This window comes from Vibrio misgurnus (assembly GCF_029635775.1).
In the GTDB taxonomy this organism is placed as follows: domain Bacteria; phylum Pseudomonadota; class Gammaproteobacteria; order Enterobacterales; family Vibrionaceae; genus Vibrio; species Vibrio chanodichtyis.
The window spans coordinates 364,398-385,491 of the sequence record NZ_CP113242.1 but is presented as its reverse complement, the minus strand read 5'-3'; the positions used below and the strand labels follow the sequence as shown (position 1 = coordinate 385,491).

The following is a 21,094-nucleotide window of genomic DNA, read 5'->3' as shown; positions in this document are numbered from 1 at the left end:
AAGTTAGGCGTAATCTTAATAAAAGAAAAACAAAAATTTTTTATCGTCATAATACCGCTTCCTTGTTAATCTGCGCGGGTAATATCAGAGGAAACTATATGGACGTAAAAGTCTTTCGCACCTTTCTTGAACTGGCTAAAGTGCGCCACTTTGGGCGCGCGGCTGAAAACCTGTATTTGACGCAAGCCGCGGTCAGCGCGCGGATCAAACAACTGGAAAATCATTTTGATGCACAGTTGTTTACCCGAGATCGCAACAACATCAAATTAACTTCGGCGGGTGAACGTTTGGTTGGCTATGCCGAGGTAATGGTAGCGACCCTGCAACAGGCTAAATTTGAATTATCGCTGGAAAGCGGTAAAGCATTACAGCTGACGTTAGGGGGTACGCCCAATATTTGGGATGCGTATTTACAGCACTGTTTGAGTCGGATCACCGATACGTTTGAAGGCTATGGCTTTTTAGCAGAAGTGATGGGGCGTGAACAACTCAACCGTGGCTTGTTAGAGCGAACCTTGGATATGGCGTTTGCTTTTGACCCGATCAAAGCGGAAGAGCTGCATTGTAAAAAAGTCGCTGATCTGGTGTTGCTGTTAGTCTCGACTCAGCCGGCGAATGCACAAAATGTGTTTGAACATCGCTATGTGTATGTTGATTGGGGCGCTCGATTTGCATCCGAGCATGCGGATCGTCATCCGAAAGCGCCTGCACCGTTTTTACGCACTTCGACCGCGAGAATTGCGCTCGATTTTATTATTGAGAAAGGCGGCAGTGCTTATTTGCCTGAAACTATGGTGCGACCTTTGCTAGAAAGCGGACAGTTATATCCAGTGTCTGAGGTCAATCAATGGCATCGACCTCTCTATCTTAGCTATCGTAAAAATAGCTCATCCATCGAAGCGATTGTACAGGTAGAAAAGCTGATCAAAACACTCGATCCACTGGAGACGCTGCGTAGTGCCAGCAGCACAGTGGCTGAAATTATCTGATTGAGACCGTTGGATCTGCGCGTGGTTTAATCGATGACTCGATCAGCGCTGCGAGTTAGCGGGAGGAGCGAGGCAATGAAATATTTTACCCATTATTCATCTCCGATCGGGCGCATGACTTTGCAAGCCGATCAACACGCGTTGCTTGGGGTATGGTTTGCTACTCAAACCACGCAACCGAGCGATTTAGGTCATGAGAGCCAAACGTGGCCGATTCTCAAGCAAACCATTCAACAACTGAATGAGTATTTTGCAGGTCAGCGCCGCCAATTTGATCTGCCATTGGCGGCTACTGGTACACCATTCCAGCAGTCGGTATGGCGTGGATTGTGTGCGATTCCCTACGGAGCAACTTGCAGTTATCAGCAACTGGCTGAGGCGATCGGTAATCCGCAAGCGGTGCGAGCCGTTGGGGTAGCCAATAGTAAAAACCCACTGTCGATCATTGTGCCTTGCCATCGTGTGGTAGGAAAAAATGGTCAATTGACCGGCTATGCGGGCGGTTTAGAGCGCAAAGCATTTCTGCTGGATCTTGAGCAGCGAACAAGCACATAAGCACCGAGTTGGTTTTGAATTGATTATCAATGACGACGATCTAGTTGTTGGGTGAATTGTTCTTTAATGCTTGTTATTGTTAATTTAACAAAATAATGTTTTATTTTTAATCAAAAACTCAGCTTTATCATCTAATTGACTTTGATCATTCCCTCTGGCACGCAATTGGTGCACCATAGCGGCCAATTTTTTTCAATCTTATAGAGGTAATGATGAGTCAATCGACAACTCTAGAGCGAAAAGTGACCTGGGGATGCTACGTTGCGTTAGCATTCGCAGTGGTCTTTTTCTCTGGCTTACTGCAATCTAACCAATGGTATGGTGTATTTGATTTCACCACGTTAAACGGTGCTTTTGGTAAAGTGGCGTACAATGTCAGCGAAACCGCTGATGGGCTACAAGTTGCAACCACTTCGTTGCGTGGCCAAGGGGGCAGTGGTGCTCGTGATGGTTTCCTGTTTGCTCTGACCCTGATCCCAACCGTAATGTTCGCACTGGGTATGATCAATGTGCTGGAACATTACGGCGCACTGGATGCGGCTCGTAAGCTGTTAACACCATTATTGCGCCCAGTGATGGGTATTCCGGGTAATACTGGTTTAGCGCTGATTGCTTCTTTGCAAAGTACCGATGCGGGTTCAGCCATGACTCGTCAGCTTAAAGATGAAGGTCATCTGACTAAGCGTGAAGCGGACGTGTTTACCATGTTCCAATTCTCTGCAGGTGCGACCATTGTTAACTTCTTCTCTTCTGGTGCGGTGCTGTTCACTCTGACGCTGGCTGACGGCTCTGCCGCGGTAACTTCTTCAATCGGTCTTGCGGTTGCGGTGATGTTTATCTTCAAAATTGTCGGTGCCAACTTGTTCCGTATCTATTTGAACCTCACCGAAGGTAAAGGATCTGCTCAGCAAGAGCCAAAATTAGAGGAAGCAAACTGATGAGCGAAGTGAAAGCGAAAAAGCCAATGGTGACGGATATTTTCGTCGAAGGGGCGAAAAAAGGCTGGGTGATTGCAACGACTTCAACAGTACCGAATGTACTGATGGCGTTTGTGATCATCAAAGCGCTGCAAATTACCGGTGCTCTTGATCTGATGGGTACGGTATTTTCACCACTGATGGCTATTTTTGGTTTGCCTGGTGAAGCGGCGGCAGTACTGATTGGTGCATGGATGTCGATGGGCGGTGCGGTTGGTGTGGTGATCACCTTGTTTGACCAAGGTATTTTAAATGGTACCCACATTGCGATTTTGGCTCCTGCGATTTATTTGATGGGATCGCAAGTGCAGTATATCGGTCGTATTCTTGGACCAATTGGTACTGAAGGTCGCTATATCCCAGTGATGATTGCGATTTCAGTACTCAACGCATTTGGCGCGATGTTAGTGATGAACCTATTCCTGTAAGGGTTTATTTGTCCACTGACTGGGCGTGGTGAAACACCATGCTAAGTGGGTGAGGCAGCGCATCGACTCTCCCCATTGATTGACTGAGTGTTAAGTGACTCAAGCCAATCAGTGGGGATTTTTTTATCGCACTTATTGCCTATCTATTTGAAGCTGCCGCAATGTGGACTAGATCGGTTGATACCAATTACCCACTTGGCTTAGGCTTCACTGAAGCTGCACAACATGACATAAGCTTGCGCTGCAAGCTCCAGTTCTAATTGGCCATTATTTGGCTGCCAAGTTTGACCCGTTAACGTCTCTTGCATAGCTTGTGACCAAGCGATGGTTACCGACTGCTTACGCTGTGATTTATTGATCGCGACTAAGCCTTGGGTACCGCGGTGGAAGATCAGCAGATCATCGGTGCCGATCAGCACTTGCATCGGTTCGCCATGACATTGATTATGGAAGGCGATCATCTGCGCCATGCGTGGATCTTGCCAGCTATTGACCCAGCGTGGCTGGCCTTGACGATTTTCGATCCCGCTTGGATTGAGGTCGGTATACACCAGAGGGGTTCCTCCATCACGACCTAACACATAAGCGTACGCTAACCATTCATCGGCTTCATCCAACACTAGATTGGCAAATACCGCGTTGTTAGGGATGTCGTGGGTGATCGCAAAGGTAATCGCGCGCCGATTGGAAAGCGCTTGGCCAAAGCAGTAGGGATCAATCAAACTTTTTAAGCTGCCTTGGGCTGAAAAAGCGTTAAATAAAATACTGAACAGCGGAAAGTCGTAGGCACCAAAGCGTGTTTCTTGCAGATAGGGCTGCAGAAAAATTTCATACTCCTGCTCGGTGGCGCCTCCTGCGGTGATAATTTCACCAAAAATATGCATACCATCGGTGATAGCATCGCTCCACACTTGCTTAATATGTTCTAAGGTCATGTGTTTTGCTGCATCGATGCGAAAACCTTTCACGCCCATTTGCTTGAGGGCGAGCAAATAGTTTTTCTGCTGCTCGATCACATGCGGATGCACGCGTAAGGTCGGTAAGCCAGGATCCGTTGGTCCTCCGCTGATGCGGCCATTTTGTACCTGCCACTTATCCTGCCAATTTTTAATCCCAAATGCGGCGACAAAATCTTGCTGGTTAAATAGCGGTTCAGCTAGATTGCCAAATAAGCGTAGTTCGGCGTAGTGTTCGGGATCTTGTTGGTATTCGGCAAGTACGGCTTGACTAGGATAGCTCAGATCACTGCGTTGTTTGGTTTCATTGGCCATGTGGTTAAACACCACATCGGCATAAACTTGCACGCCATGCTGGCTAAGGGCCGTGAGCATGGCTTTGAAATCGAGGGTATTGCCTAGTGGGTTATCGATCACTCGGTAATCTTGTGGTTGATAGCGTTGCCACCATGGCGCGCAGTGAGCACTGCGCATCGGTGGTGAAACCAGTACTGAACCATAGCCCAGTTGCTGAATTAATTTGGCTTGTTTGGCGATCTCTGCATATGGCCAATCAAAGGCATGCAAAATAACGTTGGCATTGGATTTGGACAATGGTGTGACTCCCTGCAACTACGCCGCCACACATTTTTGTCGTGTGGTGCATGGGTTTGAAGCAATTCAATGGCTGGGATTATAGACGTGGCTTGCTGGGCGTCATCCTCCTTGATCGAAGGCTGATCTGGAGGATTGGTGAGGCGTAGTAATGATCTATTTACCGACTAACTGCGTAAGCAGGTCTGAAAATAGATCATCTCTTTGCTGGCTAAGCGATAGACCATCGCAGGTTTGCCGCCTTTGCCTTTGTTGGAGGCGACAATCCGGTTAGTGCTGACTATCACACCTGTGTCGATTAAGCGGCGTTTGATGGTCATGCGGTTCACTTCGACGCCGAATTTAGCGTAGGCATCAATAATGTCGGCGACCAAAAATTCTTTTTCAAGCAAGAATAGGGCGACAGAGGTGTATTCGACCGCAGCGCGCAGTTTTTTCCAAGCGTGCTGAATTTGTGCCACGTGATCAAAGGCCAGAGTCTGCTTACCTTGTAATATATTCTCCAGCGCAAACCAATTGACACGGCTTTTGGCCATGCCCGCTTCTTCAATTTGTTTAATGTTGGTGTGATTGAGTAGGGCGTAGTGGGAAATACTGATACTCCAACCATCAGGATCGCGTTTAGGGTTGCCATCGACCAGTGGATCGCTGATGAAATTCGGGTAGGTATGGATTTTTTGGCGGCAGATGCGCCGCCGCGCAGAGTCAAAATCTTTATCGGCCGGCTCTCCGCCTTGGGCGCTGAGATCTTCATCAAACACCCAGCCGCCAGGCAATGCCCATAAGCCACAGTCAGAGCGGTGTGGATTGTTGCGCTTGACTAATAAGGTCTCAATACCCGCTGGGGCTAGGCGCAAGCAGACCATATCAATGGTGACAATCATACAAGGCTCCTAAAGTGAGATAGGAGTATTCTAGGTAACTGAAAGGTAAGGGTCAAATATAAATAACAAAATGTGACAAACTTAGGTTTCAGACATAATGGTGCCACTATCGATAATCAAAAGAGCTGTGTCTATCCCCTTCCGAGTTGAAGCTGCAGCGGTGTTGGCGACGTTCGTTTACCCCAATCACATAGTTTGTCTATGCCCATGCGGACTCACTTCCTTGCCGCCTACCTGCAACTCCAAGTTATTTGGGTATAGTCATAGCTGGTGATAAGAGTGATGATGGCCATTTTTATGCTTGGTTTGTCACAAAAGTTGACAAACGCTGGTGGCTCGATTATCGTGCCAGCAAAAGTTAGCAACAATATGTTACTAACATCGAAAGTGAACTGAAGGAGGGCAATCATGAGTCCACGCCTGTTTTCTCCCCACATCATTCGTAGTCTGCTTGACCTTGATGCTTATAAAATCAATATGATGCAGGCGATACACCATTTTTATCCCGATGTATCAGTACGTTACGAGTTGATTGTGCGCAGTGATGAGGATGTCAGTTCACTACTCGCCGAAATTCGTCAAGCGATCGCCGAACTGGGTTCACTGCGTTTTTCAGACGCGGATATTCACTATTTAATCCAGCATGCGCCCCATCTTAAGCCGACTTTTTTGCAATCTCTGCGCTATTTTCATTTTACGCCGCAAGAGCAGGTGGAAATCGGTGTGCTGCAGCAGGCAGGTAAACAGCAACTGCGGATTGGTATTCGCGGTAGTTGGCGTGACACCATCTTATATGAAACCTTAGTGATGGCGATTGTGGCCGAAGTGCGCAGTCGTCAGCGTTGGGCGGATGTTCCCGCTGATTTGCCGCTCAAGGTGTTACAGCGCAAATTAACTAAACTCAAAGCCGACATTGCTCGCCGTGGCATCACCAATTTCTCACTCACAGAAATGGGCACGCGGCGTCGTTTCTCCAGCCAAGTACAACGTGATGTGGTGGCGTGTTTGCAGCAAGAAATTCCACAATGGATGTTGGGCACCAGCAATTATCATTTCGCGCGTGAGTTTGGTTTAAAACCGATTGGCACGATTGCCCATGAGTGGTTTATGGGCCATCAAGCACTGGTGAATGAGCGTGATTCACAACAAGTGGCATTACAGCGTTGGCTAAGCGCTTTTGATGGCATGTTGGCGATTGCTCCAACCGATACTTTAACCATTGATGCTTTCTTGAGTGATTTTAATCGTCACTTGGCCAATGCTTATGATGGGGTGCGCCACGATTCCGGTTGTCCATTCCGCTGGGGGGATCGCATGATTGCTCATTATCAGCAGCTCGGTATTGATCCAATGAGCAAGCTGTTTATTTTTTCTGATGGCTTGGATTTCGATCAGGCGTTGGATTTGTGTGAGTATTTTGCTGGACGAGTGAAAATTTCGTTTGGGATTGGCACCTTTTTGACCAATGATTTAGCCCAGTGGCGCAACGCGGCAGGGGTTGAATATCGTCCGTTATCGATGGTGATTAAGCTGGCTGAGTGTCAAGGTCGTCCGGTGGCAAAAATCAGTGACCAACCTGAGAAAGCGATGTGTGAAGATCCGATCTTTCTCGCCAACCTTAAACGCCGCTTTAATATTGAACTGAATCTAGATGCGCTGATCCAAGAGCTTGCACAGCAAACCCGTTCGCCACGCAATTATATTTCAGCGGCATAATTGATCGCCGCGCTTCTCTTTTGATCTCTCTTTTATCATGGTTGTCGGATGAGGCGGTGACGCGCTAGAGTCGCGTTACTGCTCATCACCGACTTACCGTGTCGGTGTTGGATGGAGGGTAAATTGCAAAACTTGCTCTAGTGGCATCGGCTTAGCATAGAAATAACCTTGGATCCAATATACACCGCGTTGCGCTAAATAATCGACCTGATACTGATGTTCCACTCCCTCGGCGATCACTTCAATATTACCGCCCTGGGCTGAGCCAATAATCGAATCTAATACGCTGATTTTTACATCACTGGTGTTGATGGTATCGACGAACATTTTGTCGATTTTAATGCTGGTAATTTGTAAGTTTTGTAGATAAGCAAATCCACCATAGCCAGTACCAAAATCATCCAGTTTAAACTGGTAGCCTTGTCGCAATAGACTAGCCACTTCATCTTGCGCTTGGGTCATGACTTTGATCGGTGTTCTTTCGGTTAATTCAAACGTAATACGTTCACTGTATGGCCAGTGTAACTGTTCCAATAATTGGGAAAGATGGTGTTGCTCTAGATGATCAGCGACCACGTTTATACTTATCCAACAGTGAGCCGGAATATGCGCTAAATCTAAGCAGACTCTTTGGATCAGTTGATTGGTCATTTCGACCACTAAACCGGAATTTTCGGCAGCAGAGATAAATAGGCTTGGCGGTAACAATTGCTGGCCTTTCTGCCAGCGTAGTAGGACTTCATAACCGACCACTTCACGGGTTCTAGAATCGACGATCGGTTGATAGTAAGGAATAAACTCTTCATCTCGGATCCCTTTCTCAATCAAGCCTTCAATTGAGTTACGATAGTTACGCAAAATCAGATAGCTGCTGGAAAACAGTAAGCCAAGCAGCAGAGAGATAGGGATCCCCCATGCGAAAATTTGTTGGCGGGCGAAAGTGTGTAGAGCCGCTCCTGCGATCAAGGTCTGTTCGCTCTCAAAGGGCGCCTGGCCGGATTGTCGATAAACCGACAGCTTCTCGGTTTGCGCCAAAATGGCCAAATTGCCGCGTTGGATGGTGAGCGCACTCAGGGCCGGGTCTAAAAAGCGAAATTTCAGATAAAAACACTCGGTACAAGGCTCACGTAGCAGTTCTTGTGCCCAGCTACCATCCACTACCCAAAATACCCGGCCACGCGGCTCAACATATTGAATTAACAGCTCCCGTGACGCACTTTCGGTTTGCGGTGTGGCAGAAAGGTGATAGCCCATGCTCATTATGGTTGAGTTAGGCAACTCAGCGGGTAGTGGGATCGGGTAACCTATGGTTGAGCAACCGACTCCTTGCGCAGTTTCAATCCCGATCAGACGGATAAAGCGATTGTAAAACAGTGGATTATTAATTAGTTGCATATCATTCGTGTCACAGCTAAAAGTCATCGACTGCACTTGAGTGGTGATCATGTTATCCAAAGCTAGATTACGTTGCTCAACATATTGATTAATTTCTGTAAATTTTTGATTGAGCAAAAACTGTATCGCATAAGTAACCCACAACTGTTGGGTCAGCAACAGAATAATCAGTGGTGAGATAAAAATGGCTAACGCGATTCTGGTCGGTATTTTCGCAAGCACTGGCTATTCCTTAGCGATTATTGGCTTGGATATATGCCCTTCCGACTTGAAGTTGCAGCGGTGTTGGCTACGTTCGTACACCCCAATCACATAGTTTGCCTATGCTCATTGGGACTCACTCACTTGCCGTCTACCTGCAACTCCCAGTTATTTGGGTATAGTTGATATTTCTATCATAGTAGATGAACTGAACTGAATTGTAATGGGAATACCGAAAAATGGTTTATTTCCATGATGTTGATAACATAATCTCTAAGTATGAAAAGGAAGAGTACCTATGGACTCAGTGACTATCGCGATTCAGCAATGGGCAGATCAAAAGCCAGAGTGGAATACCTTACCGATGGCAATTATTGACCGTACCTTGCGCATCACTAAACGTATTGAATTGGCAATGGCGAAGTTTTACCAGCAAATTGACTTAACCCCAGGTGAATTTGAAGTGTTGCTTGCGCTGCGTCGTGCTGGAGCGCCTTACTGTTTAACCCCCGCTATGTTGCAAAGTCTGACCTTGTTGAGCTCAGGTGCGATGACCTATCGTCTGGATCAGCTTGAACACAAAGGCTGGCTGATTCGGACCATAAGCCAAGCGGATCGGCGCAGTATTGACGTTACGCTCAGTGAGCAAGGTGTGTACCGCATCGACGCCTTGTTAGTCGAATATTTGGCGTGGCAAACGCGCATTTTGAACGGTTTTTCTGAGCTTGAGCAAGATGCGCTGTCCAATCAATTGCAGCAATGGCTAAGCCATTATGAACAGCGCTGGGATGGGCATTTTCAATAAGAGGCTAGCCGTTACCTACTGAGCGATTTATGTCTGAGTTAAGCACTGAGTTTGGAGTTTTTTGGCTCCGCGTAGCATCGCCTCAATCAATTCGGTCGCATTAAATTTCTCTAATGCTTCATGAGCCCCGACTTGGTGGGCGCGATCAAGACAGATTTCGCTGGATAAGGAGGTGTGCAAAATACAGTAGGCCTGGTTTAACGCGGGATCATTTTGCACTTCAAACGCCAGTTCATAGCCATCTAAGCCGGGCATTTCAATGTCACTGACCAGAATATTGATTGCGCGATGTTCTCTCGCCATGTTACGCATCAGTTCGATCGCATCATTGCCATTTTTACATATCTGATAGGCAATATTAATGCGGTCTAACGCATCAGAGAGCTGTTTACGGGCAATCGAAGAATCATCGACGAGCAGAATATTGAGTGGCTTAAGCCGTTCACGTTCAATATCGGTCAACATGGGTATTTTCGATGACTCATACTGAGGATAGATTTTTGACAGCAGTAATTCTACATCAAGGAGCTGGACTATCTTATCTTGAAAGTGAGTGATGCCGGTGACAAACACATTGTGCCCAGCAGAAGGCGGCGAGGACTCAATTTGTCGCCAATCGCATTCGATGATTTTTTCAATACTACGCACCATAAACGCGACCACGGTGCGCAAACAATCGGTCACGATCAGATAGCATTGTTGATATTCACTGGGCTGGATAGCACGAAAGCCAATTGCAGCCGCCATATCAATCACCGGGATGGTTAAATTGCGAATGGTCACAGTACCAATCACATGATGATGGGAGTAGGGTATTTGCGTCATCGGTTGGTAAGTGACAATTTCCCGCACTTTTAGAGTACCAATCGCGAAAAGTTGTTGTTGAGCACTGAGGGTGAACATCAACATGCCCTGTGCTTGATTCGCTTTACTGACCACTTTTGCCATAACGCTATCTTTATCTCGTGAAGGTGATTGATACTAGACGAAATTACCTTATCGGTAATGCAATAGCCCCTTCCGACTTGAAGCTGCAGTGGTGTTGGCTACGTTTGCTCACCCCAATCACATAGTTTGCCTATGCTCGTGGGGACTCACTCACTTGCCGCCTACCTGCAACTCCAAGTTATTTGGGTATAGCTTGAATTTAGCTGATATTTAAGCCATTTATTTTGATCTAAGCCATACGTTTACATTTATGGCTGTTCAGGTACACTACGCGGCTAATTAAAATCGGGGGATCCTATGGCTCGTACTGCGGCAGCGTTGCATATTTTAGTCAAACATCAACAACAAGCGGATGATATTCTCGCGCAACTCAAGCAAGGGGCTAAGTTTCATCTGTTAGCCAAAAAATATTCGTTGTGCCCTTCAGGTAAAAAAGGCGGCGATCTGGGTGAGTTTCGCCAAGGTCAAATGGTGCCTGCTTTTGATAAAGCGTGTTTTCAGGGGGAGATATTAACCCCGCAGTTGGTTAAAACCAAATTTGGTTGGCATGTCATCAAAGTGCTTTATCGTACGTAATTTTTGCCAATTAATTAAGCAACTTGGTTGATATTTGATTAATGCTTGCCGTGGTTGTGATTAATATATTCTTAATATTGAGAAATAACGCTCAACATGATGCATTATGCTCATTATGGTCTTAAATTTCCCTGCTTAAACGTTTGTCTTATTTTTGAAGATTGACTTCGCCTTACTTAACGTTAGTTTAATTACGTTGGTCTTGCTGCGTTAGGAAGGATGAAATGAAAGGTCAGGAAAAGCTAAACGTTAGAATGTTGTCTGATGTTGGTATGCAATCGAGATTGTTGAAAGAGGCACTGGAATCAAAGCTTCCCGTGGCGCTGGAGATCACGCCATTTTCACAAATCTGGCTTGAGGAAAATAAGCCCGCCAGTCGAAATATTCAGATATTGATGATTGATTACTCGAGAATTGCAGACAATGCCTTAAATGATTATAGCGCTTTCAAGCAGCTATGCTGCCCTGATGCAAAAGAAGTCATTATAAATTGTCCGCTCGATATTGAGCATAAAGCATTGTTCAAGTGGAATAATCTGGTCGGTGTTTTTTATGTAGAGGATGATATCGATAAGCTGATCAAAGGTATGGGCAACGTTTTGCAAGACGAAATGTGGTTAACGCGTAAACTGGCTCAAGAATATATCCTGCATTATCGTACCGGCCATTCTGTGGTGACTTCGCAAATGTACGCAAAATTAACCAAAAGAGAGCAACAAATTATTAAGTTGCTGGGCAGTGGGGCATCTAATATTGAAATTGCCGATCAGCTTTTTGTCAGTGAAAATACCGTTAAAACCCATTTGCATAATGTATTTAAAAAAATTAATGCCAAAAACCGCCTGCAGGCTCTGATTTGGGCCAAAAATAATATCGGTCTTGAAGATGTTGATGCTTAATTAGGCATAATAAAAAGCCCTCTTAAATAAGAGGGCGTAGTCAGTAAAGATAGGCTTAACGCTTGGATTCGGTGCCTTTTTCTTGGTATAGACGGCGGCAAGCTCGACCATCGCTGTGAAACAGATGGCAGCGATAGGCAGGGATGCCAATTGTCAACGAGTCACCGGTTTCAACATCGAGGGTATCGGGTTGGCGATAAATGACATCAGAGTCAGAGCCTTTTAGATTCATATAGACTTGTGTTTCGTTGCCCAATTTCTCAACGATCATCACTTTACCTTCGATTTGAGCGTCACCTTTTTCCGCTTCGACTAAATGCTCTGGACGGATACCGAGCGACATACGTTGACCGCGTGTGACGGTGGTACCATCGACAGGGATCCAGAATGTTGCTCCTTTAGAAAGTTGTACTTGTACGCGATCTTTTTCTACCGCCTCAATAAACACACTCATAAAGTTCATTTTTGGTGAACCTATAAAACCGGCCACAAAGCGATTTTCTGGGTAGTGGTACAGCTCAAGTGGTTTACCCACTTGTGAGACAAAACCAGCATCCAACACAACGATTTTATCGGCCATGGTCATCGCTTCGACTTGGTCGTGAGTAACGTAAATCATGGTGCAGCCTAGTTTGCGTTGTAGCTTGGTAATTTCTGAGCGCATCTGCACGCGTAGCGCCGCGTCAAGGTTAGACAGCGGTTCATCGAGTAAAAAGACGTTAGGCTGCGAAACCAGAGTACGACCAATCGCTACTCGCTGGCGCTGACCACCAGACAGGGCTTTTGGTTGACGGTCGAGCAGATGACTGAGCTGCAGAATTTCAGCAGCGTGATCGACGCGTTGTTTGATCTCATTTTTGTCCGATTTAGACAGTTTCAAGCCAAACGACATGTTGTCATAGAGGTTGAGATGCGGATAAAGTGCGTAGGATTGAAACACCATACCCACTCCGCGTTTGGACGGTTCAATATCATTCATCCGTTGCTCACCGATATACAGATCGCCCGAGGTAATGTCTTCGAGCCCGGCAATACAACGCAGTAGGGTTGATTTACCACAACCTGAAGGGCCGACGAATACCACAAATTCGCCTTCTTGAATCTCTAGGTCGACATCCTTAGAAATCAGCACATCGCCATAAGCTTTACATACATTTTTTAACGTGACACTCGCCATCTAGCTCGTCCTCGATCAAGATTTTTAATCATTACTGCGGCTCATTATATGAATTATTGTGCACGCAATAACAGCAGGAATTGGATAAGGCGAACCACAGTGGCTCGATTGACAGCGCCGCCTTATTAGGTAAGAAAAGAAAGGGTGAAGACTCCGGCTATGAAGCCATTCACCCGTCTGCCACGAAAAGTCGGTTGTTTCCCCCGTATAAAAAATCATATCTCTCCCGTAATGCTCACTACCAATATGATTTTATATCGACAACCGACTTGGCGGTGGAACCAGTCACAAGTTGTGAACTGGAAAAGGCTCTTACCATCCTCTTTAGGATGCAGTGAGTTTGTGTGAAATGGTCAATGCTTGCATCCTCCTCATCATTTTTTTTGTAGGGGGAGTAGTCAAGGATGAGGTGGAGGAGGGGGTGTCAGGCGTAGTTAGATCCAGTTCAAATAATTGATGGCGGATAAGTTGCGTAGGATCACACCAATCCTGCTTTTTGTGATTTAGCTCGCTGACATGCATCGATAGAGATCACGAAAATACGCCATAATACCGAGGGCGTAGGGATTGGGATGATGAGTTGCATGCGCTTTTTTCTGATCATGAATGGCGAAATACGGCAAAACCTCTTGGTGAGCCCTACAACACAAAAAAAAGGATATAAATATGAAAAATGCCCTAAGCACAGTCGCGCTGAGCACTTTGGTTGCTCTTGGTTCGTTTGGTGCCCATGCTGCTATAGAACAAGGACAACTCACTATTTGGATTAATGGTGATAAAGGTTATAACGGTCTGGCGGAAGTCGGTAAAAAATTTGAAGCGGACACTGGGGTGAAAGTGACCGTGGCTCACCCTGATGGCCTGCAAGATCGATTCCCACAAACGGCGGCCACGGGTGATGGTCCTGACATTGTGTTCTGGGCTCATGACCGCTTTGGTGGTTATGCTGATGCGGGTCTGTTGGTTGAGATCAAACCTTCCAAGAAAATCCAAGAGGGTACCGTGGACTTTGCTTGGGATGCGGTGAAATACAAAGGTAAGCTGATCGGTTATCCGATTGCTGTTGAATCGCTATCTTTGATTTACAACAAAGATTTAGTGCCTAACCCACCGAAGAACTGGGAAGAAGTGGCTGAACTGGATGCCAAACTGAAAAAAGAAGGCAAGTCCGCGATTATGTGGAACCTCAAAGAACCGTATTTCACTTGGCCGCTAATGGCTGCTGATGGTGGTTATGCGTTCAAATATGGCATGGATGGTTACGATGTCAAAGATGCTGGCGTTAACAACAAAGGTGTCAAAGAGGCGATGAACTTCGTCAAAGGCCTAGTTGATAAAGGGATCATTTCACCAGATATGGATTATTCGGTATCTGAAGCAGCCTTTAACCAAGGTACCACAGCGATGACCATCAACGGCCCATGGTCATGGGGCAACATTGATAAGTCAGGCATCAATTATGGTGTGACAACGCTGCCTAAATTTAACTCTCAAGCGTCAAAACCTTTTGTCGGCGTACTGACTGCGGGTATCAGTACCGCTTCTCCAAACAAAGATCTAGCGGTTGAGTTTATCGAAAACTATCTGTTGACCAATGATGGTCTACGTATGGTGAACAATGATAAACCACTGGGTGCTGTAGCACTGAATTCATTCCAGCGTGAATTGGATGCGGATACACGTATTGCCGCGACCATGGATAACGCTATGAATGGTGAAATCATGCCTAATATTCCAGAAATGAACGCATTCTGGAGTGCAGTGAAAAATGCCATCATCAACATTGTTGATGGTCGCCAAACCGTTGATGCCGCACTGGCTGATGCTGAAAAACAGATGACTCGATAACCCATCGTCATATCTTGGAGGGGGCATTTTCCCCCTCCCATTTCTTGGTAACAACACGCTAGCAGGTTATTTATGCAGTCAGCTCAAGGTACACAGGCTATGTCCGAACCAACTGCGGTACGTCCAATCGACAAACGTGCATTTTTAAAATGGGCAGTACTTGGCGCAGTAGGTATCGTGAATGGCTACGCAACCATTATTATGTATTCTCGCGGTGAGGTAGCGTTTGCATTGCTGACGCTGATCCTGACCACATTGGCTTTGTATGTATTTGCCAGTCCTAAAACATACGCACATCGTTATATCTATCCCGGTATTGCGGGAATGATCCTGTTTATTCTGTTCCCCCTCGCGTATACCGTGAACCTGGCTTTTACCAACTACAGTGCGAAAAATCAGCTCTCGTTGGAGCGGGCGCAGTCGGTGCTGATGGATCAGACCTTTCAAAGTGGCGAGAGTTATACATTCCAACTTTATAACACTGAGCAAGGTTATCGTTTACTGATTGAAGATGGAGATCAGCTTTTAGCTACTGAAGCTTTCTCGCTGAGTGAGAATATTCCATCGGATCTCAATATCGAAGTGGTAGAGGGTGTTGCGGGTGAACTTGAACCGATCAAAACCATCATCAGTTATCGTTCGGTATTAAGTGGCATTGATCTGCATTTCCCTGATGGTGAAGATATCCGTATGAGCGGGTTACGCAAATTCGCCGCAGTCAAACCTTTGTATACCCTACAAGCGGATGGTGAAACGCTGATCAATAATCAGTCGGGTCAAAAGCTTAGTCCTAATATGGAAATCGGTTTTTACCAACCAGTCAATGATAGCGGTGAATTTATCGGTGATCGCGTCTCGCCTGGATTTGTGGTATCGATTGGGACTCACAACTTTGAACGAGTCTGGAAAGATGAGGGCATTAAAGAGCCGTTTATCAATATCTTTATTTGGACGGTGATCTTCTCAGTTTTAACGGTGATTTTTACCCTGATCATTGGGCTGGTACTGGCAAGTGTTGTGCAGTGGGAAGCACTCAAAGGCCGCGCGGTTTATCGTGTGCTACTGATTCTGCCCTATGCGGTTCCGGCATTTATCTCGATTTTGATTTTCCGCGGTTTGTTTAACCAAAGCTTCGGTGAAATCAATATGGTACTGAATGGCTTATTTGGGATCAGTCCGGCTTGGTTCTCTGAGCCACTGCTGGCCAAAACCATGGTATTGATTGTCAATACTTGGCTTGGTTTCCCTTATATGATGATTTTGTGTATGGGGCTACTTAAAGCGATCCCGGATGATCTGTATGAAGCATCGGCGATTGATGGTGCGAATTTTATTAATAATTTCACCAAAATTACGTTGCCAATGATGATTAAGCCACTGACACCGTTACTGATCGCAAGTTTTGCTTTTAACTTCAACAACTTTGTTATGATTCAGTTGTTAACTCAAGGTGGACCTAACCGTATCGGCACTTCAGAGCCTGCGGGTTACACCGATCTGCTGGTCAGCTATACCTACCGGATTGCGTTTGAAGGCGCGGGCGGCCAAGACTTCGGTCTGGCGAGTGCGATTGCCACGTTGATCTTCTTACTGGTAGGCGCCTTAGCGCTGCTTAACCTGCGCTTTACTAAGCTGAGCCAATAATAAGGAGCATTCATATGGCTATGGTACAAGGTAAATCTCTTAAGTATCGCGTGTGGGCAACCCACGCGGCACTGTGGGTGTTCTTAGCAATGATTATTTTCCCGTTGTTAATGATTATCGCGATTTCGTTTCGTGAAGGTAACTTCGCGACTGGCAGCTTAATTCCGGATCGCCCATCGCTGGAGCATTGGAAATTAGCACTTGGTATTGCGGTGCAAAATGCTGATGGTACGGTGACACCACCTCCGTTTCCGGTGATGACTTGGCTGTGGAACTCAGTCAAAGTGGCGGGGATCACGTCGGTATTGATCGTTGCACTGTCAACCACCTCTGCGTATGCCTTTGCTCGGATGCGTTTTAAAGGTAAAGAGACGATTTTAAAAGCGATGATGATTTTCCAGATGTTCCCTGCGGTGCTGGCTTTGGTGGCGTTGTATGCGTTGTTTGATAAGCTTGGTCAGTACATTCCATTCTTGGGCTTAAATACTCATGGTGGCTTGATTTTCTCTTATCTTGGTGGGATTGCGCTGCACGTTTGGACGATTAAAGGTTACTTTGAAACGATCGATCGTTCATTAGAAGAAGCGGCAGCGTTGGATGGTGCTACCCCTTGGCAAGCGTTTAGACTGGTGTTGCTGCCGTTATCCGTGCCGATTTTGGCGGTGGTGTTTATTTTGTCATTTATCGGTGTGGTGGGCGAAGTTCCGGTGGCATCGCTGCTGCTTTCTGATGTAAACTCGTACACTCTTGCGGTTGGTATGCAGCAGTATCTTTATCCTCAGAACTATCTGTGGGGTGATTTTGCCGCCGCAGCGGTGCTCTCAGCATTCCCAATCACGATTGTATTTTTACTTGCGCAGCGCTGGTTAGTCGGAGGACTTACGGCTGGTGGTGTGAAAGGATAATAACCATAAGGGCGACCTAAGGTCGCCCATTGTATCCCTTCTTAACAACTATTGGTTTGGCCGCCGACAAGTTAAGAAGCTGCAATTCTGGCGTTACGCATAGCTGGCTGTTAGCTCTATTCCTTACTAGTTCACGACTAACAGTTTTTGTAACCAAAACCTGAGCTTAGCTCGGGTTTTTTTATGGCTGATCTCTGTTATATACCCAAACAACGTAGTTGCAGCTTCAAGTAAGAAGGATATCGAACACGCTTGCCAGTATAAGCACAACCTTATTTGCCAACAGAGCTAGCATGATAGGTTGCGAGTCAGATCAGAAATTGAGTGGTAATCAAGAATGAAGAGTACAGAAAAATTAGAACTCTCGACTAGAAGGCGCACAATTTAAGTATCTCAGCAGCAAATAGAGACTCTCCTCATGCATCGCAACGCGACGGAACAGATCGGCAAAAGTGGTATCACCACCAAAACAGGTTTGAATATAGTGGTTAATTGCTTCTGGTTGATAGCCTTGCACGTACAGTGTTCTGACCCATTGATATTCGACCGATTTTAGGTTGTTTAAAGTCGTTTCGGTTAGCGTAATTTTATCGAGGGTTAGCGCCATAACAAAAGCGTACAATCCGTGAGCTAGAGATGGGCAAACATTTAAGCAAAGTTTGATGACAATTGGATGACAGGCGCTGGTAAATAACCTTACAGCGCCTGACAACTCTTTAATTTTTCACAAATTTGAGCAGTATTGATCCTTTTTGCGCTGTTGCAGCGCTGACCGGCTAAACCACTTGAATGGCGACTTCATGCAATTTAGCAAATTCGGCGATCTCTTGCGGTGGGGCTTGATCGGTAATGATCAAATCCACATCGGCTAAGGTCCCGAGTTTTACCATCGCATTACGGCCAAATTTACTGTGATCAACGGCAAGGAATACACTACGGCTGTTTTCAATAATCGCACGTTTGACTCGCACTTCATGGTAATCAAAATCGAGTAATGAGCCATCATAATCGATACCACTGATGCCCAAAATGCCAAAATCTAAACGAAACTGGGAGATGAAGTCTAGGGTGGCTTCACCTGTAACACCACCATCTTTATTGCGCACTTCTCCGCCGGCTAGAATCACGCTGAAATCAGGTTTATTCATCAACATGGTGGCAACATTGAGGTTATTGGTCACAACCCTTAGTTGATGATGGTTGACCATCAATGCGCGGGCGATGGCTTCTGGTGTAGTTCCAATATCAATAAAAAGCGTCGCTCCATCGGGAATATGCTGTACCAACACGCTAGCCACGAGCTCTTTTTCGGCTTGATAAGAGACTTGTCGGGTGTAATACGAGGAGTTTTCTGAACTGATAGGAATCGTGGCACCGCCGTGGTTACGGCGTAATTGATTGGCTTCGGCTAATTCGTTGAGATCGCGGCGGATGGTTTGTGGGCTGACATCAAACCGTGCAACCAACTCTTCAGTACTGACAAAACCTTGAGCTTGAACTAATTCAATGATTTCTTGATGGCGCTTGACTGCTTTCACCGTAATATCCTTATCATTTCAATGGCCTCCAGTTTACGAAGTCACGGCGCAATTTTAAACCATGATTTGCGTATTCTTTTCGTTTTTAATCCTTTTTTATAAAAACGAACTATCGTGATCAAAATGCACTATCGCTTCTCAGCTGTTGTGCAACGAGGGAGTCGTTATGACGCTAACCTGGGGTTAGCGTGTTGAGTCAACATCAAATCTGAGAGACTTTTTCTACCGCATCACTGCGCCAACGTTGAAGTTTCAACTGAGATAACACCACCCCACTGACCACCAACATGCCACCAATCAAATGGTAAAAATGGACCGTTTCGCCTAATAAGGTTGCCGCTAACGAAACCGAAAAGACCGGTAATAAGTTCATAAACATCGCGGTAGAATCGGCCCCGATCGCATCAATCGCCTTGACCCACATCCAAGGAGCCAGTAATGATGCGCCAATCCCTGCGTAGGCAATCAATGGCAGTGAGCCGGAGGTCGGTAATAGCTGATCACTGGTCAGCCAAAGTGGGATCAGCATTAACACCGCGCACATTCCTTGCAAATAAATCAGCATCCAATTGCTAAATGGCATTTTCCATCGTTTGAGCAACACACAATATAGCGCATAAACCAGCGCGGCCATCACCATTAAAGCATCGCCTTCGGTAATGGTTTGATGCAAGAAAAAGAGCGGGTTGCCTGCGCCAAGCATATAAGCCAGACCGGTTAGCGATAGTATTCCGCCAATTACACTCAGTGGTGAAATCGGTTTATTGAGTAGCGGCACACTGATAAATACACTCATCAGTGGCACGAAAGAGGAGATAAGGGACATATTGGTGGCGGTAGTGGTTAACCCCGCGTAATAGCCGAGCGATTGATTCAGTACCATGCCCAGCAATGCCAAACCCGCAAGTTTGCTCAAGTAACGTTTGATGGTCGGCCATTGACGGATCGCGCTCGGTAGGCAGAATGGCGTTAATAGCAGCATGGCTAATAACCAACGATAAAAACTCATCGCGCTTGGTTCGATGGTGACGGAGGCGAGCTTGTTGACAATCGAGTTGCCACCCCAAATCAGCACCGTTAAAAATGGCAGAAGATAAATCATGTGAGTCTCATCACTCTTTGTTACTTGGATCATAGTGTGGCAGGTCTTTATAATTATAACTATCTTTGAAAAGACATTGTGAGCGATAGGAAGACAAGTTTGAGCAAACATCCACGCCATTTGCACCCTTCATTATCCATCGAACATCCACCCTCAGATGTGTTTATGAATTTCGAAGCTTTTCTGTCCAATACCGAAACCCGCGAACATAGTCATCCTTGGGGACAGGTACAATTGATTGCCGGTGGCATTTTGGAAATGCAAGCGCAGGATACCCGCTTTCTTGCTCCGCCTCATTTGGCAATTTGGGTACCCGCGGGGATTTTGCACCGCAGCTATAACCGCAAGCCAATTGAATATTGTTCACTGAATATTGCCTCGAATTTAACTGCCACGTTTCCAACCAAAACCAGCTTAATTAAAGTCACCCCGATTGTGTCTGCGATTATTGATGATTTTCGAGCGCGGCAGATTAATGTCGCCGACAGTCGTGAAGATCAGCGCTTAGTACAGGTACTGCTTGATCAACTGGCAACTCGTGAAACGCAACACCATTTTCTGCCCTCGACCCATCACAAATATTTAGCGCCGATTTTGGCGTGTGTCGAAGAGAACCCGACCGATAATACCACCTTGCAGCAGTGGGCTGAGCGAGTACACACCACGGAACGCACGCTGGCACGTCATTGTCAGGCGGAATTGGGGATGAGTTTTACTGAATGGCGTTTGCGAGTGCGCTACCTCTATGCGATGGAACTGCTGCGCCAAGGCCATGCGGTGAAAGAGGTGGCATTGACACTGGGTTACAATCAAGCCAGCCCGTTCATCACTATGTTTAAAAAATACGCCGGTTTAACCCCTGAGCAGTATAAAAATCGGTTGTTAGTCGAGTGATCCTGCTTGTTATTTTCAGGCAGGCCAATAAACTAGCGGCTTTGCTTTTTCGGTGGTGGATAG

At 46.1% G+C, this 21,094-nt stretch carries 20 protein-coding genes; 12 read left to right on the top strand and 8 right to left on the bottom strand.

Annotated features, from left to right (window positions below):
- The first annotated feature begins 98 nt into the window (after positions 1-98).
- The 4 genes from OOK74_RS13535 to OOK74_RS13520 all read left to right on the top strand — a co-directional run bounded on the left by OOK74_RS13535 (position 99) and on the right by OOK74_RS13520 (position 2,949).
- A complete protein-coding gene (locus tag OOK74_RS13535; RefSeq protein ID WP_274721607.1) occupies positions 99-989 on the top strand; it encodes a LysR family transcriptional regulator in 891 nt (296 codons plus the stop codon).
- A 75-nt stretch (positions 990-1,064) separates the two neighbouring features.
- On the top strand, positions 1,065-1,544 hold the full coding sequence (locus OOK74_RS13530; RefSeq protein WP_274721606.1) for a methylated-DNA--[protein]-cysteine S-methyltransferase: 480 nt from the start codon (positions 1,065-1,067) through the stop codon (positions 1,542-1,544).
- A 212-nt stretch (positions 1,545-1,756) separates the two neighbouring features.
- Entirely contained in the window at positions 1,757-2,482 is a 726-nt protein-coding gene (locus tag OOK74_RS13525; protein ID WP_166015150.1) for a nucleoside recognition domain-containing protein, read from the top strand.
- Positions 2,482-2,949, top strand: coding sequence for a YjiG family protein (locus tag OOK74_RS13520; protein WP_166015149.1), 468 nt, complete (start codon positions 2,482-2,484; stop codon positions 2,947-2,949). The genes OOK74_RS13525 and OOK74_RS13520 overlap by 1 nt, the downstream gene beginning before the upstream one ends.
- A 200-nt stretch (positions 2,950-3,149) precedes the next feature.
- Here OOK74_RS13520 and OOK74_RS13515 read toward each other — a convergent pair whose 3' ends face one another.
- Entirely contained in the window at positions 3,150-4,517 is a 1,368-nt protein-coding gene (locus tag OOK74_RS13515) for an alpha-amylase family protein (RefSeq protein ID WP_430741976.1), read from the bottom strand.
- A gap of 149 nt (positions 4,518-4,666) precedes the next feature.
- Positions 4,667-5,383 carry an NUDIX hydrolase gene (locus OOK74_RS13510; protein WP_274721604.1) on the bottom strand — a complete coding sequence of 239 codons (717 nt, stop codon included), beginning with the start codon at positions 5,381-5,383 and terminating at the stop codon, positions 4,667-4,669.
- Positions 5,384-5,791: 408 nt separating this feature from the next.
- On the opposite strand from OOK74_RS13510, the gene pncB reads away from it, so the two are divergent.
- Positions 5,792-7,099 carry a nicotinate phosphoribosyltransferase gene (gene pncB / locus OOK74_RS13505; RefSeq protein WP_278183290.1) on the top strand — a complete coding sequence of 436 codons (1,308 nt, stop codon included), beginning with the start codon at positions 5,792-5,794 and terminating at the stop codon, positions 7,097-7,099.
- Positions 7,100-7,192: 93 nt separating this feature from the next.
- On the opposite strand, the gene OOK74_RS13500 is transcribed toward pncB, so the two are convergent.
- On the bottom strand, positions 7,193-8,716 hold the full coding sequence (locus OOK74_RS13500) for an EAL domain-containing protein (protein ID WP_278183289.1): 1,524 nt from the start codon (positions 8,714-8,716) through the stop codon (positions 7,193-7,195).
- A gap of 277 nt (positions 8,717-8,993) precedes the next feature.
- On the opposite strand from OOK74_RS13500, the gene OOK74_RS13495 reads away from it, so the two are divergent.
- Entirely contained in the window at positions 8,994-9,500 is a 507-nt protein-coding gene (locus OOK74_RS13495; RefSeq protein ID WP_278183288.1) for a MarR family winged helix-turn-helix transcriptional regulator, read from the top strand.
- A gap of 27 nt (positions 9,501-9,527) precedes the next feature.
- On the opposite strand, the gene OOK74_RS13490 is transcribed toward OOK74_RS13495, so the two are convergent.
- Entirely contained in the window at positions 9,528-10,448 is a 921-nt protein-coding gene (locus OOK74_RS13490; RefSeq protein ID WP_278183287.1) for a chemotaxis protein, read from the bottom strand.
- 297 nt (positions 10,449-10,745) lie between these two features.
- Here OOK74_RS13490 and ppiC point away from each other — a divergent pair, with 297 nt between their 5' ends.
- Together ppiC and vpsT are read left to right on the top strand one after the other, a co-directional pair.
- Positions 10,746-11,024, top strand: coding sequence for a peptidylprolyl isomerase PpiC (ppiC, locus tag OOK74_RS13485; RefSeq protein ID WP_166015142.1), 279 nt, complete (start codon positions 10,746-10,748; stop codon positions 11,022-11,024).
- 224 nt (positions 11,025-11,248) lie between these two features.
- A complete protein-coding gene (gene vpsT, locus OOK74_RS13480) occupies positions 11,249-11,923 on the top strand; it encodes a LuxR family transcriptional regulator VpsT (protein ID WP_277207372.1) in 675 nt (224 codons plus the stop codon).
- A 55-nt stretch (positions 11,924-11,978) separates the two neighbouring features.
- On the opposite strand, the gene malK is transcribed toward vpsT, so the two are convergent.
- Entirely contained in the window at positions 11,979-13,100 is a 1,122-nt protein-coding gene (gene malK, locus OOK74_RS13475) for a maltose/maltodextrin ABC transporter ATP-binding protein MalK (RefSeq protein WP_166015140.1), read from the bottom strand.
- A gap of 666 nt (positions 13,101-13,766) precedes the next feature.
- Here malK and malE point away from each other — a divergent pair.
- The 3 genes from malE (at position 13,767) to malG (ending at position 17,497) form a co-directional block, all read left to right on the top strand.
- The gene (gene malE / locus OOK74_RS13470) at positions 13,767-14,948 is read left to right on the top strand and encodes a maltose/maltodextrin ABC transporter substrate-binding protein MalE (protein WP_274721597.1); all 1,182 of its coding nucleotides are present in this window, start codon (positions 13,767-13,769) and stop codon (positions 14,946-14,948) included.
- Positions 14,949-15,020: 72 nt separating this feature from the next.
- Positions 15,021-16,592, top strand: a complete 1,572-nt coding sequence (malF, locus tag OOK74_RS13465; RefSeq protein WP_274721596.1) for a maltose ABC transporter permease MalF — start codon at positions 15,021-15,023, stop codon at positions 16,590-16,592.
- Between the two features lie 14 nt (positions 16,593-16,606).
- Positions 16,607-17,497 carry a maltose ABC transporter permease MalG gene (gene malG, locus OOK74_RS13460; RefSeq protein WP_274721595.1) on the top strand — a complete coding sequence of 297 codons (891 nt, stop codon included), beginning with the start codon at positions 16,607-16,609 and terminating at the stop codon, positions 17,495-17,497.
- 355 nt (positions 17,498-17,852) lie between these two features.
- Here the strand turns inward: malG and OOK74_RS13455 are convergent, their stop codons facing one another.
- The 3 genes from OOK74_RS13455 to OOK74_RS13445 form a co-directional block, all read right to left on the bottom strand.
- Entirely contained in the window at positions 17,853-18,104 is a 252-nt protein-coding gene (locus OOK74_RS13455; protein ID WP_274721594.1) for a hypothetical protein, read from the bottom strand.
- Between the two features lie 169 nt (positions 18,105-18,273).
- Positions 18,274-19,035, bottom strand: coding sequence for a DeoR/GlpR family transcriptional regulator (locus OOK74_RS13450; RefSeq protein ID WP_278183286.1), 762 nt, complete (start codon positions 19,033-19,035; stop codon positions 18,274-18,276).
- Between the two features lie 202 nt (positions 19,036-19,237).
- Complete coding sequence (locus OOK74_RS13445) at positions 19,238-20,137, bottom strand: DMT family transporter (RefSeq protein ID WP_274721593.1); 900 nt, start codon at positions 20,135-20,137, stop codon at positions 19,238-19,240.
- Positions 20,138-20,236: 99 nt separating this feature from the next.
- On the opposite strand from OOK74_RS13445, the gene OOK74_RS13440 reads away from it, so the two are divergent.
- Positions 20,237-21,031 (top strand): AraC family transcriptional regulator, encoded by a 795-nt coding sequence (locus tag OOK74_RS13440; protein ID WP_278183285.1) that lies wholly within the window; start codon positions 20,237-20,239, stop codon positions 21,029-21,031.
- Positions 21,032-21,094: the final 63 nt, after the last annotated feature.

Coding starts and splice junctions, on each gene's coding strand:
- OOK74_RS13535 (WP_274721607.1), top strand. CDS start 99: ATGGACGTAAAAGTCTTTCGCACCTTTCTTGAACTGGCTAAAGTGCGC.
- OOK74_RS13530 (WP_274721606.1), top strand. CDS start 1,065: ATGAAATATTTTACCCATTATTCATCTCCGATCGGGCGCATGACTTTG.
- OOK74_RS13525 (WP_166015150.1), top strand. CDS start 1,757: ATGAGTCAATCGACAACTCTAGAGCGAAAAGTGACCTGGGGATGCTAC.
- OOK74_RS13520 (WP_166015149.1), top strand. CDS start 2,482: ATGAGCGAAGTGAAAGCGAAAAAGCCAATGGTGACGGATATTTTCGTC.
- OOK74_RS13510 (WP_274721604.1), bottom strand. CDS start 5,383: ATGATTGTCACCATTGATATGGTCTGCTTGCGCCTAGCCCCAGCGGGT.
- pncB (WP_278183290.1), top strand. CDS start 5,792: ATGAGTCCACGCCTGTTTTCTCCCCACATCATTCGTAGTCTGCTTGAC.
- OOK74_RS13495 (WP_278183288.1), top strand. CDS start 8,994: ATGGACTCAGTGACTATCGCGATTCAGCAATGGGCAGATCAAAAGCCA.
- OOK74_RS13490 (WP_278183287.1), bottom strand. CDS start 10,448: ATGGCAAAAGTGGTCAGTAAAGCGAATCAAGCACAGGGCATGTTGATG.
- ppiC (WP_166015142.1), top strand. CDS start 10,746: ATGGCTCGTACTGCGGCAGCGTTGCATATTTTAGTCAAACATCAACAA.
- vpsT (WP_277207372.1), top strand. CDS start 11,249: ATGAAAGGTCAGGAAAAGCTAAACGTTAGAATGTTGTCTGATGTTGGT.
- malK (WP_166015140.1), bottom strand. CDS start 13,100: ATGGCGAGTGTCACGTTAAAAAATGTATGTAAAGCTTATGGCGATGTG.
- malE (WP_274721597.1), top strand. CDS start 13,767: ATGAAAAATGCCCTAAGCACAGTCGCGCTGAGCACTTTGGTTGCTCTT.
- malF (WP_274721596.1), top strand. CDS start 15,021: ATGCAGTCAGCTCAAGGTACACAGGCTATGTCCGAACCAACTGCGGTA.
- malG (WP_274721595.1), top strand. CDS start 16,607: ATGGCTATGGTACAAGGTAAATCTCTTAAGTATCGCGTGTGGGCAACC.
- OOK74_RS13455 (WP_274721594.1), bottom strand. CDS start 18,104: ATGGCGCTAACCCTCGATAAAATTACGCTAACCGAAACGACTTTAAAC.
- OOK74_RS13445 (WP_274721593.1), bottom strand. CDS start 20,137: ATGATTTATCTTCTGCCATTTTTAACGGTGCTGATTTGGGGTGGCAAC.